Consider the following 16,118-nt stretch of genomic DNA (forward strand, 5'->3'; position numbering starts at 1 on the left):
AATGTCTTTAGAAAAATTAGAACAGCTAAGAGAAAAAAGAAAAACTATAGAGCTTGGTGGAGGTCAAAAAAGAATAGAAAAGCAGCATAGTGCTGGAAAACTTACAGCAAGAGAAAGACTAAACCTTTTATTTGATGAAAACACTTTTGTTGAAATAGATGCATTCGTAAAGCACAGATGTACAAATTTTGGAATGGAAAAAGTAGAAGCTCCAGCTGAAGGTGTAGTTACTGGATATGGTAAAGTAGACGGAAGATTAGTTTATGCGTTTGCTCAAGATTTTACTGTTGTAGGTGGATCTTTAGGAGAAATGCACGCTAAAAAAATAGAAAAAGTTATGGATTTAGCTTTAACAATGGGTGCTCCAATAGTTGGACTTAATGATTCTGGAGGAGCAAGAATTCAAGAAGCTGTAGATGCTTTATCAGGATATGGAAGAATATTTTATAAAAACACTTTAGCATCAGGAGTTATACCTCAAATTTCAGCTATAATGGGTCCTTGTGCAGGTGGAGCAGTTTATTCTCCAGCACTTACAGACTTTATATTTATGGTAGATAAAACTAGCCAAATGTTTATAACTGGACCACAAGTTATAAAGACTGTAACAGGAGAAGAAGTTTCAGCTGAAGAGCTTGGTGGAGCAATGACTCATAACAGCGTATCAGGAGTTGCTCAATTTATATCAGCTAATGATGAAGAATGTATAAAAGATATAAGAAGACTTTTAAGCTTTTTACCATCTAACAATATGGAAAAACCTCCTATGTATGAAAGTCAAGATATAAATAAGATAATAGATGACCTAAATGAAATAATTCCTGAAGGATCAAATAAACCTTACGATATGAAAAAAGTAATAGAATATGTAGTAGATGATTCAGATTTCTTTGAAGTTCATCCTCACTTTGCTAAAAATATTATAACTGGTTTTGCTAGAATAAATGGACAATCTGTAGGAATAATAGCTAACCAACCTATGTTTATGGCTGGATGTTTAGATATAAATGCATCTGATAAGGCTTCTAGATTTATAAGAACTTGTGATGCATTTAATATACCAATAGTAAACTTTGTAGACGTTCCAGGATTCTTACCAGGAACTTCTCAAGAATACGGCGGAATAATAAGACATGGAGCTAAAATGCTTTATGCTTACAGCGAGGCTACAGTTCCTAAGATAACTGTAATAACTAGAAAAGCTTATGGTGGAGCTTATCTAGCTATGTGTTCTAAAGATTTAGGAGCAGATATGGTATATGCATGGCCTACTGCGGAGATTGCAGTAATGGGTCCAGAAGGAGCTGCTAACATAATATTTAGAAATGAAATAAAAGAAGCAGAAAATCCTCAAGAGATGAGAGATAAGAAAATAGAAGAATACAAAAAAGAATTTGCAACTCCTTATAAGGCTGCAGAAAGAGGATTTGTTGATGATGTTATAGAGCCTGCTCATACAAGAATGAGACTTTGTGATGCAATTGATATGCTTCAATCTAAGAGAGATAGTAAACCAGCCAGAAAACATGGGAATATACCTTTATAAGCTTAAGGCGGTGAAAATAAATGGATTTATCGATTTTGATAGACAAAATGAGTACAGATATATCTTCTTTGACTGCAGTGGAAAGATTAGTAGGAGGATTAACAGCAACTTTCCTTGCGATGGTTATAGTATTTGTAGTATTAATACTTATAATGTTTTGTGTTAGCCTTATGAACAGAGTATTAATTGAAAGACAAAAGTCAAAGCAAGAAGTTGAAAGTGTGTCTTTAAAAGAAGAAGTTTATGAAGAAGAAGATACAAACGAAGAAGAGTTAATAGCTGTAATAACTAGTGCAATTGCAGCATCACTAAATACATCTACAAGCAATATAGTAGTTAGAAATATAATAAGAACTAATTCAATAGATCCAGCGTGGTCAAAAGCTGGAAGAGTAGAGCAAATGAAAAAAATATATTGATTTGGGAGGATATAAGTATGATTAGAAAGTTTAATGTTACAGTAAATGGAGTTACTTATAATGTTGAGGTTGAAGAAATAAAGGACGGATCAGTATCTACTCAAAAGGCTGAATATAAAGAGCCAACTTTAACTAAAGCACCTTCAGCTCCTAAAAAAGTTGAGCAAGCACCTAAAGCAGTACCTCAAGGAGCAGCTACAGTAACAGCTCCAATGCCAGGAACTATAAATGATGTTAGGGTAAAACAAGGAGATAAAGTTACTAAAGGGCAAGTTTTAGTAATACTTGAAGCAATGAAAATGGAAAATGAAATAATGGCTCCTCAAGATGGAGTAGTAGCTTCTGTAAATGTTACAAAAGGTGCATCTGTAAATGCAGGGGACGTATTAGTATCTTTAAACTAAACAAAATAAAGGAAAGGTGATGCACCCATGGGACAAATTGTAGTTGAATTTTTACAAGGAACAGGATTTGCTGTTATAACTTGGCAGCAAATAGTTATGATAATAGTTTCGTGTATACTTCTTTATTTAGCAATAGGTAAAGGATTTGAACCGTTACTTTTAGTTCCTATAGCATTTGGGATGCTCCTTACAAATTTACCTTTGTCAGGAGTTATGGAATATCCAGAAACTGCTATTCAATTTCAAGCTATACAAACACAAGAAGCAGCCATTAATGCACAAGAAGGTCTATTTAATGTAAGACATATAACAAATATTCCAGGAGGGCTTATACACTATTTATATCAAGGAAATAAGCTAGGAATATTCCCGCCTCTTATATTCTTAGGGGTAGGAGCTATGACTGACTTTGGTCCACTTATAGCAAATCCAAAGAGCTTATTACTTGGTGCAGCTGCACAATTTGGTATATTTTTCACATTCCTAGGAGCTATACTTTTAGGATTTGATGCTCAAGCTGCATCATCTATAGGAATAATAGGTGGAGCTGATGGACCTACAGCTATATTCTTAACAACTAAATTAAAGCCAGAGCTTCTTGGGCCTATAGCTGTAGCAGCATATTCTTATATGGCACTTGTTCCTATAATTCAGCCTCCTATAATGAAAGCTCTTACAACAGAAAAAGAAAGACAAATAGTAATGAGACAACTTAGAACAGTTTCTAAAAAGGAAAAGATAGTATTTCCTATATTGGTTACAATTCTTGTATCATTACTTTTACCTTCAGCAGCAACGCTTGTAGGAATGCTAATGCTTGGAAACTTATTTAAAGAATGCGGGGTAACAGATAGATTATCTAAGACAGCTACAAATGAGCTTATAAACATAGTAACTATATTCTTAGGGGTATCGGTTGGAGCAACTGCTAAAGCAGAATATTTCTTAGTACCAGAAACTCTTCAGATAATAGTACTTGGTATGGTTGCATTTGGAGTGGGAACAGGATCGGGAGTAATAATTGCAAAAATACTAAACAAATTCTTAAAAGAACCTATGAATCCTTTAATGGGAGCTGCGGGAGTTTCTGCAGTACCTATGGCAGCTAGAGTTGTAAATAAAGTAGGACAAGAAGCTAATCCTTCAAATTTCTTACTAATGCATGCCATGGGACCTAACGTAGCAGGAGTAATAGGTTCAGCAGTAGCTGCAGGGGTATTATTAGCTCTGTTTGGATAAAAAAGACGGCTGTGCCGTCTTTTTTGTAGTTTTACAATCTTGAAAAGAGGTGTCTTGATGAAAGAAAAAACGCTTAAAATCCTTTTAGAAAATAAAGGAGAATTCATATCAGGAGAATATATATCTGAAAAACTAAATATATCAAGAAGTGCAGTTTGGAAACATATTAAGGCAATAAAAGATGAAGGGTATGCTATAGAATCAGTAACTAAAAAAGGATATAAACTAATAGACTACCCAGATGTGATGGAAAGTGAAATAATAAAAAGTAAACTCAAAACTAATATCATAGGAAAAGAAATTATATATTTTGAAACTATAGACTCAACAAATGACTACGCAAAAAAGATAGCCAAAAAAAGTAGTGAGGGTACAATTGTTATATCAGAAGAACAAACAAAAGGAAAAGGAAGGATGGGTAGGTTTTGGCACTCATCTAAGAAAGATGGAATATATATGAGCATAATATTAAAGCCTGATATTCTTCCAAATGATGCTCCTATAATAACTCAAATAGCGGGACTTAGTGTTGTAAAGGCGCTAAATAAGCTTAATGTAGATGCAAAAATAAAATGGCCTAACGATATACTCATAAATAATAAAAAGGTTTGTGGTATATTAACTGAGATGAGTATAGAAATAGATAGAATAGACTATATAGTATTAGGAATAGGAATAAATGTTAAAACTTTAGATTTTAGTGAAGATATAAAAAATATTGCAACATCTATACTAAAGGAAGGATACAATTTAAATAGACTAGATATAATAACTCTTGTACTTGATGAGTTTGAAAATCTTTATTTAGATTATATAAATACAAAAAATAAACAGATTATAGCAAATATGTGCAAAGAGTATTCAGCACTTATTGGAAAAGATATATATGTTATTCAATTCAATGACAGAAAAAGAGCAAAATGTATAGATATAAACAAAGAGGGCAATTTAATAGTTCAGTATGAAGATGGATCTATTAAAGAATTAATATCAGGAGAAGTTTCTATAAGGGGAGAAAGTGAATATGTATAAAGGAAATATTTTAGATGTAGAAGGTATAAAAGTAGGACAAGTTGAAGATAAAGAGGCATTAACAGGATGTACAGTAGTAATTTGTGAAAAAGGAGCTGTTTGTGGTGTTGATATAAGGGGGTCTGCTCCTGGTACTAGAGAGACAGATCTTTTAAATCCTATAAATCTAGTAGATAAAGTTCATGCAGTAGTTTTATCAGGAGGATCTGCATTTGGACTTGATGCATCTAGTGGTGTTATGAAATATTTAGAAGAAAACAATATAGGATTTGATGTTGGAGTAACTAAAGTTCCTATTGTAGCAAGTGCTGTTTTGTTTGACCTTCATGTAGGAAATTATAAAATAAGACCAGATTTTGATATGGGATATAAAGCGTGCAAACAAGCATCTGATCAAATTTTAAATCAAGGTAATTATGGAGCAGGTTGTGGAGCTACTTGTGGGAAAATAAATGGAACTGAATACGCTACTAAAACAGGAATAGGAAGCTATTCTATAAAGTTAGAAAATGGTCTTGTAGTAGCAGCCTTAGTTGCAGCAAATCCATTTGGAGATATATATGAAGATGGAAAAATAATAGCAGGAGCTTTAGATTTTGATAAAAAAAATTTTATAAATACCTATGAACAGATGAAGAAAAAAGAAAAACTAAATGGGTTTAGCATAAACAATACAACAATAGGAATTGTTGCAACTAATGCAAAAATAAACAAAGCTGAGGCTACAAAAGTATCACAAATGGCACATAATGGATATGCAAAAGCTATACTTCCTATACACACAATGTATGATGGAGATACAATATTTACAATAGCTACTGGAAAAATAGAGTGTGATATTAGTTTGTTAGGAACAATGGCAGCAGAAGCTGTTCAAAAGAGTATAATAAATGCTGTTAAAAATAGTGAAAGTGTAAAAGGAATACCTTCCTATAAGGATATATTCAAAAATGTATAACTCGATAAAATTTAGTTGAAAGTTACTAATATTACTGTTAAAATAAAATCGTTGTGGCAGGCATCAAAATGAGCCTGACAAATTCTTAAAAAATATAAAAACAAAGGACCGGCATCCTGACAAGGAGCTGGAGCGGAGGTGTATTTATGTTTAAGGAAAATTTACAAGTAAGAAAAATTACAATCATAGGAATGTTGGGAGCAATATCTGTAGTATTAGGAATGACTCCACTAGGATTTATACCGGTTGGGACTGTTAATGCAACTATAATGCACATACCGGTAATAATAGGGGGTATATTAGAAGGTCCTATAGCAGGAATGTTGGTAGGTTTAATATTTGGAATATTTAGTTTAATAAGAAGTATAACAACACCTACTCCTGTATCGTTTGTATTTTGGAATCCTTTAGTTTCTATAGTTCCAAGAATACTTATAGGACTTGTAGCTTATTATGTTTATACTACAGCAAAAAAAATCATAAAAAATGAAACATTATCTGTTGCTATATCGGCAATATTAGGTACTCTTACTAATACGGTTGGAGTACTTTCAATGATATATATACTATATGGAACAAAATTTGTGGAAAAGCTAGGATTAGACCCATCAAGTGCTGGAAAAGTTATATTTGGAATAGGAGTAACCAACGGAATACCTGAGATGATAGTTTCAGCATTAATTGTTACAGGTGTAGTGAAAGGACTTAAATTGACCAAAAGATAAGAAAGAAGGTTAAAGAATGTTATTAGTATTTGATGTTGGAAATACAAATATTGTAGTAGGTGTGTATAAAGACAAAAAACTTATAAAAGACTGGAGAATAAGTACAGACAAAGATAAAACATCTGATGAATATGGGATGCTTATAAAACAGTTATTTATATATGAAGGATTAGACTTAAATCTAGTGGAAGATGTAATAATATCTTCAGTAGTTCCTAATGTAATGCATTCTTTAGAAAACTTTTCATTAAAATACTGCAAAAAAGAACCTATTGTAGTAGGCCCTGGAATAAAGACAGGTATAAATATAAAATATGATAATCCAAAACAAGTAGGAGCAGATAGAATAGTAAATGCTGTTGCTGCATATGATAAATATAAAGGCCCTATAATAGTTGTAGATTTTGGAACTGCCACAACATTTTGCGCAATATCTAAAAAAGGAGAATACCTTGGAGGAACAATAGCTCCGGGTATAAAAATTTCAAGTGAAGCACTGTTTCAGAAAGCATCTAAGCTTCCTAGAGTAGAACTTGTAAAACCAGATATGGTAATATGCAAAAACACAGTTTCAGCTATGCAAGCTGGAATAATATATGGGTATGCAGGTCTTGTAGATAATATAGTTGAACTTATGAAAAAAGAGCTAAAAAGCAGTAATGTCAAAGTTATAGCAACAGGAGGACTTGCTAGCCTTATATATACAGAAAGCAAAACAATAGATCATGTAGACAAGTACTTGACATTAGAAGGATTAAGACTTATATATGAAATGAACAGAGAATAAAGCCAAGGCAGATGCCTGGCTTTTTTCTTGAAAGAAGGTGAAAATATGAAAATAGGAAATGTTTTAATAGAAAATAATGTGTTTTTAGCCCCTATGGCGGGAGTTACAGATCTTTCATTTAGACTTTTGTGTAAAGAAATGGGATGTGGACTTTTATATACAGAAATGATAAATGCAAAGGCTCTTTGTTATGGAGATGAAAAAACAAAATCTATGATTAAAATAGACAAAAGAGAGCATCCTATAGCTATACAAATATTTGGATCAGAAGTGGAATTTATGGCAAAGGCTGCGTATATATTAAATGAATATGACAATGAAATATTAGATATAAATATGGGTTGTCCAGCTCCTAAAGTAGTTAAAAATGGAGACGGATCAGCACTTATGAAAAGACCTGATTTAGTAGAAAAAATATTAAAAGAAGTTGTTAAAAACTCACAAAAACCTGTAACTGTAAAAATAAGAAAAGGTTGGGATGAAAACAGTGTAAATGCTGTTGAAATTGCAAAGATAGCAGAAAGTTGTGGAGTAAGTGCTATAGCTGTACATGGTAGAACTAGAGAGCAGTTTTATTCAGGAAAAGCTGACTGGGATATAATAAGAAAGGTAAAACAATCAGTTAGTATACCTGTTATAGGAAATGGAGATATATTTGAAGCAGAAGATGCACTAGATATGATAAATCAAACAAATTGTGATGCAGTTATGATAGGAAGAGGAGCACAAGGTAATCCGTGGATATTTAAAAGAGTTTCACACTATTTAAAAACTAATGAGCTACTGAAAAAGCCTTCAGCAGAAGAAGTGATTCAAACAGCTATAAAGCATCTTCAAATGGATATAAAAGAAAAAGGAGAATATGTAGGAATAAGAGAAATGAGAAAACATATAGGTTGGTACTTAAAAGGACTTAAAGGATCAGCTAAGCTTAGAGATGAAATAAATAGGATAACAGAATACGATAAAGTGTTAGAAAAACTTTACTCATATCTAAACCAATCCTTGACAGATGATAAATAGTAACTTATAATATAGCGAATAAAATTATAAAAAGTTTTTTATATTGAGGAGTGATGGGAATGGAAAATAAAAAGCAGGTATTATTGACTGAAGAAGGATATAAAAAAATAGAAAATGAACTTGAATTTTTAAAGAGTGTTAGAAGAAAAGAAGTTGCAGAAAGAATAAAGGTTGCTATATCTTTTGGAGATATATCAGAAAACTCTGAGTACGATGAAGCTAAAAATGAACAAGCACAGCTTGAAGAAAGAATATTAAAACTTGAGAATATGCTTAGAAATGCTGTAATAATAGATGAAGAAAACATAGACTCAAGTGTAGTTACTATAGGATCAACAGTAAAAGTTAAAGATTTAGATTATGATGAAGAGGTAGAATATACAATGGTTGGTGCTGCAGAGGCAGATCCTTATGAATTCAAAATTTCAAATGAATCACCTGTAGGAAAAGCTCTTCTTAATAGAAAAGTAGGTGAAATAGTTGAAGTGCAAGTTCCAGATGGAACTATAAAATTTGAAATACTAGATATAAAAAGACAAACTGGAGGGAGAAAATGATAAAAGAAGAACAAAATTTAAATGAAATGCTAAAGATAAGAAGAGAGAAATTATCTAAGTTACAACAGATGGGAAAAGACCCGTTCAAAATAGAAAAATACGATGTATCTCATTATAGCACAGATATAAAAGAAAATTTTGATCAGCTACAAGGACAACAAGTTTCTATAGCTGGTCGTATAATGAGTAAAAGAATTCAAGGTAAGGCTGGATTTATAGATATTCAAGACCAAGAAGGAAGAATCCAGTCATATGTAAGAAAAGATAGATTAGATGAACAAGAATATGAATTATTTGTTACATATGACATAGGAGATATAGTAGGAATAAAAGGAGAGGTATTTAAAACTCAAAAAGGAGAAATATCAGTAAAGGCAAATCAAGTTACTTTACTTTGTAAATCTCTTCAAATCCTACCAGAAAAATGGCATGGTTTAAAAGATCCAGATTTAAGATACAGACAAAGATATGTTGATCTTATAGTAAATCCTCAAGTTAAAAATACATTTTTAATAAGAAATAAAGCAATAAAAGCGATTAGAGAATACTTAGATGAAAGAGGTTTTATAGAAGTAGATACTCCTATATTAAATACAATAGCAGGTGGTGCTTCTGCAAGACCATTTATAACTCATCATAATACTTTAGATATAGATATGTATCTAAGAATAGCTAATGAACTATACCTTAAAAGACTAATAGTAGGTGGTTTTGATAAAGTTTATGAAATGGGAAGAATGTTTAGAAACGAAGGTATGTCTATAAAGCATAATCCAGAGTATACAGCTATAGAACTTTATCAAGCTTATGCAGATTACGAAGAGATGATGAAAATTACAGAAAATATAGTAGCTTATATGGCACAAAAAGCTTTAGGAACAACGAAAATAAATTATCAAGGAAAAGAAATAGATCTTACTCCACCTTGGAATAGAATGAGCATGCAAGAAGCAGTTAAAAAATATGCAGGAGTAGATTTTGATACCATAAAAACTGATGAAGAAGCACTAGAAGTAGCAAAACAAAAAAATATAGAAATAACTCCAGGTATGAAAAGAGGACATGTTATAAATGCTTTATTTGAAGAATATGCTGAAAAGCACCTTGTTCAACCAACATTTATAACACATCATCCAGTAGAAGTATCACCTTTAGCTAAGCGTAACCCAGATGACCCTACTATAACTAATAGATTTGAAGCGTTTGTAAATACTTGGGAAATAGCTAATGCTTTCTCAGAGCTTAACGATCCAATAGATCAAAGAGAAAGATTTATGGAGCAATTAAGACAAAGAGAGCTAGGAGATGAAGAAGCTCAAATGCTTGATGAAGATTTCCTAAATGCACTAGAAGTAGGTCTTCCTCCTACGGGTGGACTTGGAATAGGTGTTGATAGAGTTATGATGCTTTTAACAGACTCACCATCTATAAGAGATGTAATACTTTTCCCTACTATGAAACCTATAGTTGAAGAATAACAAAAAGACCTAGAGATATCTCTAGGTCTTTTTTGATACAAAAAAGAGGAAAAATAGGTACAAAGTAGAATACAAAAAAGAATTAGATTAATATAGACTAAAGATAGTTGACTTTTTGTCAAATAAATCTATAATTAAGTTTGTAGCTACATTAAGGCACATAGGGGGATAATTGGAATGATATTAAATTGGATATGTTTTATTTCTATACTTGCTCTTATAGGACAAGTTATGATGTACCTATACATGAGCGCAATCGCAGATATGAATAAAACTAAAGTTAAGAAAAAAGTTACAAGACCAAGCTATCAAGAGCAATATACATACCAAAAAATTGCAAAATAATTTTTTTAAAAAAGTTGTTGACATAGATTGATTAACATGATATATTATTACTTGTCGATGAGATGAGAAAAAACTTGTTGACAGAAACAGATAAATGATATACAATAGACAACATAGTCTTAAATGAACTTTGAAAATTAAACAGCAGGTAATTAAGCCAGTTACTAAATATAAAAGTTATATTTGAGAGTTTGATCCTGGCTCAGGATGAACGCTGGCGGCGTGCCTAACACATGCAAGTCGAGCGGAGGCAATGCTTAACATTGAGTATTTATCTGAAAAGATTATCAGCTAGCCGCGTCAAGCACGCGATAGCGAGCTTTACGCAAAATAAAGCATAACACATGATGAGTATTGAATGTTAAGTATTGCCTCAGCGGCGGACGGGTGAGTAACGCGTGGGTAACCTGCCCTGTACACTTGGATAACACACCGAAAGGTGTGCTAATACAAGATGATATCAAAGGAAGGCATCTTCTTTTGATCAAAGCTTTTGCGGTACAGGATGGGCCCGCGTCCCATTAGCTAGTTGGTGGGGTAACGGCCTACCAAGGCGACGATGGGTAGCCGACCTGAGAGGGTGATCGGCCACACTGGAACTGAGACACGGTCCAGACTCCTACGGGAGGCAGCAGTGGGGAATATTGCACAATGGGCGAAAGCCTGATGCAGCAACGCCGCGTGAACGATGAAGGCCTTCGGGTCGTAAAGTTCTGTCCTTGAGGAAGAATTCTGACGGTACTCAAGGAGGAAGCCCCGGCTAACTACGTGCCAGCAGCCGCGGTAATACGTAGGGGGCTAGCGTTATCCGGAATTACTGGGCGTAAAGGGTGCGTAGGCGGCCCTTCAAGTCAGAGGTGAAAGGCTACGGCTCAACCGTAGTAAGCCTTTGAAACTGTTGGGCTTGAGTGCAGGAGAGGAGAGTGGAATTCCCAGTGTAGCGGTGAAATGCGTAGATATTGGGAGGAACACCAGTTGCGAAGGCGGCTCTCTGGACTGCAACTGACGCTGAGGCACGAAAGCGTGGGGAGCAAACAGGATTAGATACCCTGGTAGTCCACGCTGTAAACGATGAGTGCTAGGTGTCGGGAGTTACCCCTCTCGGTGCCGTAGTTAACGCATTAAGCACTCCGCCTGGGGAGTACGCTCGCAAGAGTGAAACTCAAAGGAATTGACGGGGACCCGCACAAGCAGCGGAGCATGTGGTTTAATTCGAAGCAACGCGAAGAACCTTACCTAGGCTTGACATCCCTTAGGCAGCTCCTTAATCGGAGCCTTCCCTTCGGGGACTGAGGTGACAGGTGGTGCATGGTTGTCGTCAGCTCGTGTCGTGAGATGTTGGGTTAAGTCCCGCAACGAGCGCAACCCTTACTTTTAGTTGCCAGCATTAAGTTGGGCACTCTAAAGGGACTGCCGAGGATAACTCGGAGGAAGGTGGGGATGACGTCAAATCATCATGCCCCTTATGCCTAGGGCTACACACGTGCTACAATGGCCAGTACAGAGGGCTGCAAGGTCGTGAGGCTGAGCTAATCCCTTAAAGCTGGTCTCAGTTCGGATTGCAGGCTGAAACTCGCCTGCATGAAGCTGGAGTTGCTAGTAATCGCGGATCAGAATGCCGCGGTGAATACGTTCCCGGGTCTTGTACACACCGCCCGTCACACCATGGGAGTCGGGGGCACCCGAAGTCAGCTACCTAACCGCAAGGAGGGGGCTGCCGAAGGTGAAATCGATGACTGGGGTGAAGTCGTAACAAGGTAGCCGTATCGGAAGGTGCGGCTGGATCACCTCCTTTCTAAGGAGTTTTACCTGCTGTTTAGTTTTCAGCGTTCATTGCTGAAAACGTGGGGATGTAGCTCAGCTGGGAGAGCACCTGCCTTGCACGCAGGGGGTCAGGAGTTCGATCCTCCTCATCTCCACCAATTAGCACTTAGTTAAAGTGCTTTAGCACTTTGAAAATTGCATAGCATTATAGCTGGTCAAGTTATTAAGGGCGCAGGGCGGATGCCTTGGCACCAAGAGCCGATGAAGGACGTGGTAAGCTGCGATAAGCTTCGGGGAGGTGCAAGCAACCTTTGATCCGGAGATTTCCGAATGGGGAAACCCACCTAGAGTAATGTCTAGGTATCCTTAGATGAATACATAGTCTAAGGAGGGGAACCAGGGGAACTGAAACATCTAAGTACCCTGAGGAAGAGAAAGAAAATTCGATTCCCTAAGTAGCGGCGAGCGAAAGGGGATTAGCCCAAACCTATAAAGCTTCGCTTTGTAGGGGTTGCGGATATGCTCTTTAGAAAGTTAGTAGTGTAGTCGAAGAGGTTTGGAAAGGCCCACCACAGAAGGTAACAGTCCTGTAGATTAAACACGAAACCTTTTGAGCATACTCCAGAGTACCACGGGACACGTGAAACCCTGTGGGAAGCAGGGGGGACCACCCCCCAAGGCTAAATACTACTTGGTGACCGATAGCGCATAGTACCGTGAGGGAAAGGTGAAAAGAACCCCGGGAGGGGAGTGAAATAGAACCTGAAACCCTGTGCCTACAAGCTGTGGAAGCACATTTTTAGTGTGACCGCGTACTTTTTGTAGAACGGGCCAACGAGTTACGGTAAGTAGCAAGGTTAAGGACTTAAGGTCTGGAGCCGCAGCGAAAGCGAGTCTTAAATGGGCGTTTTAGTTACTTGCCGTAGACCCGAAACCAGGCGACCTACCCATGGACAGGATGAAGCGAAAGTAAAATTTCGTGGAGGTCCGAACCCACGCACGTTGAAAAGTGCGGGGATGAGCTGTGGGTAGCGGTGAAATTCCAATCGAGCTTGGAGATAGCTGGTTCTCCCCGAAATAGCTTTAGGGCTAGCCTCGAGCTTAGAGAAAAGGAGGTAGAGCACTGACTGTCCTAGGGGCCCTTTGGGTTACCGAAGACTATCAAACTCCGAATGCCTTATTCTTTTGCTCGGGAGTCAGACTATGGGTGATAAGATTCATAGTCAAGAGGGAAACAGCCCAGACCGTCAGCTAAGGTCCCTAAGTATGAGTTAAGTGGAAAAGGATGTGGGATTGCACAGACAACCAGGATGTTGGCTTAGAAGCAGCCATTCATTTAAAGAGTGCGTAATAGCTCACTGGTCGAGTGATCCTGCGCCGAAAATTACCGGGGCTAAAACTCATCACCGAAGCTACGGCATCCGTAAGGATGGGTAGGGGAGCATTCTCTAAGGGCTGAAGCTAAACCGTAAGGATTAGTGGACTTTAGAGAAGAGAGAATGTTGGCATGAGTAGCGAGACGTGGGTGAGAATCCCACGGGCCGAAAACCTAAGGTTTCCTGAGGAAGGTTCGTCCGCTCAGGGTTAGTCGGGACCTAAGCCGAGGCCAATTGGCGTAGGCGATGGACAACAGGTTGAGATTCCTGTACCACCAATTACCGTTTGAGGGATGGGATGACGCAGAAGGATAGGCTATCCTACCGCTGGTCGCGTAGGTCCAAGCATCAAGGGAGTTAAGATAGGCAAATCCGTCTTAACATATCCTAAGGTGTGATGGGGAGCGAATTTAAGTAGCGAAGTAGCTGATTTCATGCTGCCAAGAAAAGTCTCTACCGAGGTAAGAGGTGCCCGTACCGCAAACCGACACAGGTAGGTGAGGAGAGAATCCTAAGGCCAGCGAGGGAACCCTTGTTAAGGAACTCGGCAAAATGACCCCGTAACTTCGGGAGAAGGGGTGCCTCGTTAGGGTGTATGCCCGAGGAGGCCGCAGAGAATAGGCCCAAGCGACTGTTTACCAAAAACACAGGTCTCTGCTAAATCGAAAGATGATGTATAGGGGCTGACGCCTGCCCGGTGCTGGAAGGTTAAGGGGATGTGTTAGCTTTTGCGAAGCACTGAACTTAAGCCCCAGTAAACGGCGGCCGTAACTATAACGGTCCTAAGGTAGCGAAATTCCTTGTCGGGTAAGTTCCGACCCGCACGAAAGGCGTAACGATTTGGGCACTGTCTCAACAAGGGACTCGGTGAAATTGTAATTCCAGTGAAGATGCTGGATACCTGCGACAGGACGGAAAGACCCCATGGAGCTTTACTGTAGCTTGACATTGGATCTTGATACTACATGTACAGGATAGGTGGGAGGCCAAGAAGCCGGGACGCCAGTTTCGGTGGAGCCATCCTTGGGATACCACCCTTGTAGTATTGGGATTCTAACCACAGGCCGTGAATCCGGTCTTGGGACACTGTCAGGTGGGCAGTTTGACTGGGGCGGTCGCCTCCTAAAAAGTAACGGAGGCGCCCAAAGGTTCCCTCAGCACGGTCGGAAATCGTGCATAGAGTGTAAAGGCAAAAGGGAGCTTGATTGCAAGACATACAGGTCGAGCAAGGACGAAAGTCGGGCTTAGTGATCCGGTGGTACCGAGTGGAAGGGCCATCGCTCAACGGATAAAAGCTACCCTGGGGATAACAGGCTGATCTCCCCCAAGAGTCCACATCGACGGGGAGGTTTGGCACCTCGATGTCGGCTCATCACATCCTGGGGCTGTAGTAGGTCCCAAGGGTTGGGCTGTTCGCCCATTAAAGTGGTACGCGAGCTGGGTTCAGAACGTCGTGAGACAGTTCGGTCCCTATCCGTCGCAGGCGTAGGAAATTTGAGAGGAGCTGTCCTTAGTACGAGAGGACCGGGATGGACATACCTCTGGTGCACCAGTTGTCACGCCAGTGGCACAGCTGGGTAGCTATGTATGGACTGGATAAGCGCTGAAAGCATCTAAGTGCGAAGCCACCCTCAAGATAAGATTTCCCACTTTTTAAGGTAAGACCCCAAGAAGACTACTTGGTTGATAGGCTCAAGGTGTAAGCGCAGCAATGTGTTTAGCTTATGAGTACTAATAGGTCGAGGACTTGACCAAAAATGCTATGCAGTTTTGAAAGTGCTAATATATTATGTGGTTACTATAGCAAGGAGGATACACCTGTTCCCATTCCGAACACAGAAGTTAAGCTCCTTTGCGCCGATGGTACTTGGAGGGAAGCCTCCTGGGAGAGTAGGACGTAGCCACATATTTTTTTTAGAAAATATTAGTGGAAAAGTCTGCATCTTTATCTTAAAATAAGGATGCAGACTTTTTTTATAATACATATACATATATAAAAAATAGGAGGTAAATATGAAAAAGGGTGTAGCAGTATTGAAAGCAAAATAGAAAAAGCAAGGAGTTTAACTGAAAAAGGAAAATATGATGAGGCTATTAAAATATACAAAGAAATAATAAATGAAGAGCCTGGATTTGATAAGCCTTATATTGAATTATCAAATATATATAAAGTTAAGGGATTTTTGAATTTGATAGAAGATACCTTAAAAGATGGAATAGAAAATAATATTTATATCAAATGAACAGGTAAGTAGTATATTTTTCAATGATGGTACACAAGTTCTTGGAATAAATCTTGAAGCAGATTATGATTCTATCATATCAAAATTAGGAAAACCACTTAAAGAGTGGGACGATAATGAGTCAGATTTTACAGGGTACACTTTATTATATGAAATAGGAGATTATACATTATACTTTAGGGATTCTGAAAAAAACAACAAATATTATCTTCAGGTGAAAAA

General features: G+C 37.6%; 12 protein-coding genes, 1 tRNA gene and 3 rRNA genes. All 16 read left to right on the forward strand.

All coding sequences use genetic code 11. The features are described from left to right. Position 1 precedes the first annotated feature (1 nt). The 16 genes from mmdA (at position 2) to rrf (ending at position 15,560) form a co-directional block, all read left to right on the forward strand. Positions 2-1,546 carry a methylmalonyl-CoA decarboxylase subunit alpha gene (gene mmdA / locus JWYL7_RS09980; RefSeq protein ID WP_066072623.1) on the forward strand — a complete coding sequence of 515 codons (1,545 nt, stop codon included), beginning with the start codon at positions 2-4 and terminating at the stop codon, positions 1,544-1,546. 20 nt (positions 1,547-1,566) lie between these two features. After that, complete coding sequence (locus JWYL7_RS09985; protein WP_066072626.1) at positions 1,567-1,965, forward strand: OadG family protein; 399 nt, start codon at positions 1,567-1,569, stop codon at positions 1,963-1,965. Between the two features lie 17 nt (positions 1,966-1,982). Further along, positions 1,983-2,369 carry a biotin/lipoyl-containing protein gene (locus tag JWYL7_RS09990; protein WP_331721927.1) on the forward strand — a complete coding sequence of 129 codons (387 nt, stop codon included), beginning with the start codon at positions 1,983-1,985 and terminating at the stop codon, positions 2,367-2,369. A 27-nt stretch (positions 2,370-2,396) separates the two neighbouring features. After that, positions 2,397-3,608, forward strand: a complete 1,212-nt coding sequence (locus JWYL7_RS09995) for a sodium ion-translocating decarboxylase subunit beta (protein ID WP_066072628.1) — start codon at positions 2,397-2,399, stop codon at positions 3,606-3,608. Positions 3,609-3,665: 57 nt separating this feature from the next. Continuing rightward, positions 3,666-4,640, forward strand: a complete 975-nt coding sequence (locus JWYL7_RS10000) for a biotin--[acetyl-CoA-carboxylase] ligase (protein ID WP_066072631.1) — start codon at positions 3,666-3,668, stop codon at positions 4,638-4,640. Continuing rightward, positions 4,633-5,598, forward strand: coding sequence for a P1 family peptidase (locus tag JWYL7_RS10005; RefSeq protein WP_066072636.1), 966 nt, complete (start codon positions 4,633-4,635; stop codon positions 5,596-5,598). The genes JWYL7_RS10000 and JWYL7_RS10005 overlap by 8 nt, the downstream gene beginning before the upstream one ends. Before the next feature lie 146 nt (positions 5,599-5,744). After that, on the forward strand, positions 5,745-6,323 hold the full coding sequence (locus JWYL7_RS10010; RefSeq protein ID WP_066072638.1) for an ECF transporter S component: 579 nt from the start codon (positions 5,745-5,747) through the stop codon (positions 6,321-6,323). Between the two features lie 16 nt (positions 6,324-6,339). After that, positions 6,340-7,110, forward strand: a complete 771-nt coding sequence (locus tag JWYL7_RS10015; protein WP_066072641.1) for a type III pantothenate kinase — start codon at positions 6,340-6,342, stop codon at positions 7,108-7,110. Positions 7,111-7,155: 45 nt separating this feature from the next. Next, complete coding sequence (dusB, locus tag JWYL7_RS10020) at positions 7,156-8,133, forward strand: tRNA dihydrouridine synthase DusB (protein WP_066072644.1); 978 nt, start codon at positions 7,156-7,158, stop codon at positions 8,131-8,133. A 59-nt stretch (positions 8,134-8,192) separates the two neighbouring features. Next, the gene (gene greA / locus JWYL7_RS10025) at positions 8,193-8,690 is read left to right on the forward strand and encodes a transcription elongation factor GreA (protein WP_149683770.1); all 498 of its coding nucleotides are present in this window, start codon (positions 8,193-8,195) and stop codon (positions 8,688-8,690) included. After that, positions 8,687-10,168, forward strand: a complete 1,482-nt coding sequence (lysS, locus tag JWYL7_RS10030; protein WP_066072653.1) for a lysine--tRNA ligase — start codon at positions 8,687-8,689, stop codon at positions 10,166-10,168. The genes greA and lysS overlap by 4 nt, the downstream gene beginning before the upstream one ends. Before the next feature lie 177 nt (positions 10,169-10,345). Beyond that, a complete protein-coding gene (locus tag JWYL7_RS10620; protein ID WP_161937513.1) occupies positions 10,346-10,513 on the forward strand; it encodes a hypothetical protein in 168 nt (55 codons plus the stop codon). 179 nt (positions 10,514-10,692) lie between these two features. Then, positions 10,693-12,308 (forward strand): 16S ribosomal RNA (locus JWYL7_RS10035). 51 nt (positions 12,309-12,359) lie between these two features. Next, positions 12,360-12,435, forward strand: a tRNA-Ala gene (locus tag JWYL7_RS10040). 55 nt (positions 12,436-12,490) lie between these two features. Continuing rightward, positions 12,491-15,408 (forward strand): 23S ribosomal RNA (locus tag JWYL7_RS10045). 35 nt (positions 15,409-15,443) lie between these two features. Next, a 5S ribosomal RNA gene (gene rrf / locus JWYL7_RS10050) occupies positions 15,444-15,560 on the forward strand. The 16S, 23S and 5S rRNA genes sit together here with 1 tRNA gene alongside, the layout of an rRNA operon. Positions 15,561-16,118: the final 558 nt, after the last annotated feature.

The sequence above is a fragment of the Alkalithermobacter thermoalcaliphilus JW-YL-7 = DSM 7308 genome, from assembly GCA_001584565.1.
Taxonomy (GTDB): domain Bacteria; phylum Bacillota; class Clostridia; order Peptostreptococcales; family Peptostreptococcaceae; genus Alkalithermobacter; species Alkalithermobacter thermoalcaliphilus.

Bases quoted from the DNA above. Each gene is read 5' to 3' on its own strand.
- JWYL7_RS09990 (WP_331721927.1), top strand. From the start codon at position 1,983: ATGATTAGAAAGTTTAATGTTACAGTAAATGGAGTTACTTATAATGTT.
- lysS (WP_066072653.1), top strand. From the start codon at position 8,687: ATGATAAAAGAAGAACAAAATTTAAATGAAATGCTAAAGATAAGAAGA.
- JWYL7_RS09985 (WP_066072626.1), top strand. From the start codon at position 1,567: ATGGATTTATCGATTTTGATAGACAAAATGAGTACAGATATATCTTCT.
- greA (WP_149683770.1), top strand. From the start codon at position 8,193: ATGGAAAATAAAAAGCAGGTATTATTGACTGAAGAAGGATATAAAAAA.
- JWYL7_RS10010 (WP_066072638.1), top strand. From the start codon at position 5,745: ATGTTTAAGGAAAATTTACAAGTAAGAAAAATTACAATCATAGGAATG.
- dusB (WP_066072644.1), top strand. From the start codon at position 7,156: ATGAAAATAGGAAATGTTTTAATAGAAAATAATGTGTTTTTAGCCCCT.
- mmdA (WP_066072623.1), top strand. From the start codon at position 2: ATGTCTTTAGAAAAATTAGAACAGCTAAGAGAAAAAAGAAAAACTATA.
- JWYL7_RS10620 (WP_161937513.1), top strand. From the start codon at position 10,346: ATGATATTAAATTGGATATGTTTTATTTCTATACTTGCTCTTATAGGA.
- JWYL7_RS09995 (WP_066072628.1), top strand. From the start codon at position 2,397: ATGGGACAAATTGTAGTTGAATTTTTACAAGGAACAGGATTTGCTGTT.
- JWYL7_RS10005 (WP_066072636.1), top strand. From the start codon at position 4,633: ATGTATAAAGGAAATATTTTAGATGTAGAAGGTATAAAAGTAGGACAA.
- JWYL7_RS10000 (WP_066072631.1), top strand. From the start codon at position 3,666: ATGAAAGAAAAAACGCTTAAAATCCTTTTAGAAAATAAAGGAGAATTC.
- JWYL7_RS10015 (WP_066072641.1), top strand. From the start codon at position 6,340: ATGTTATTAGTATTTGATGTTGGAAATACAAATATTGTAGTAGGTGTG.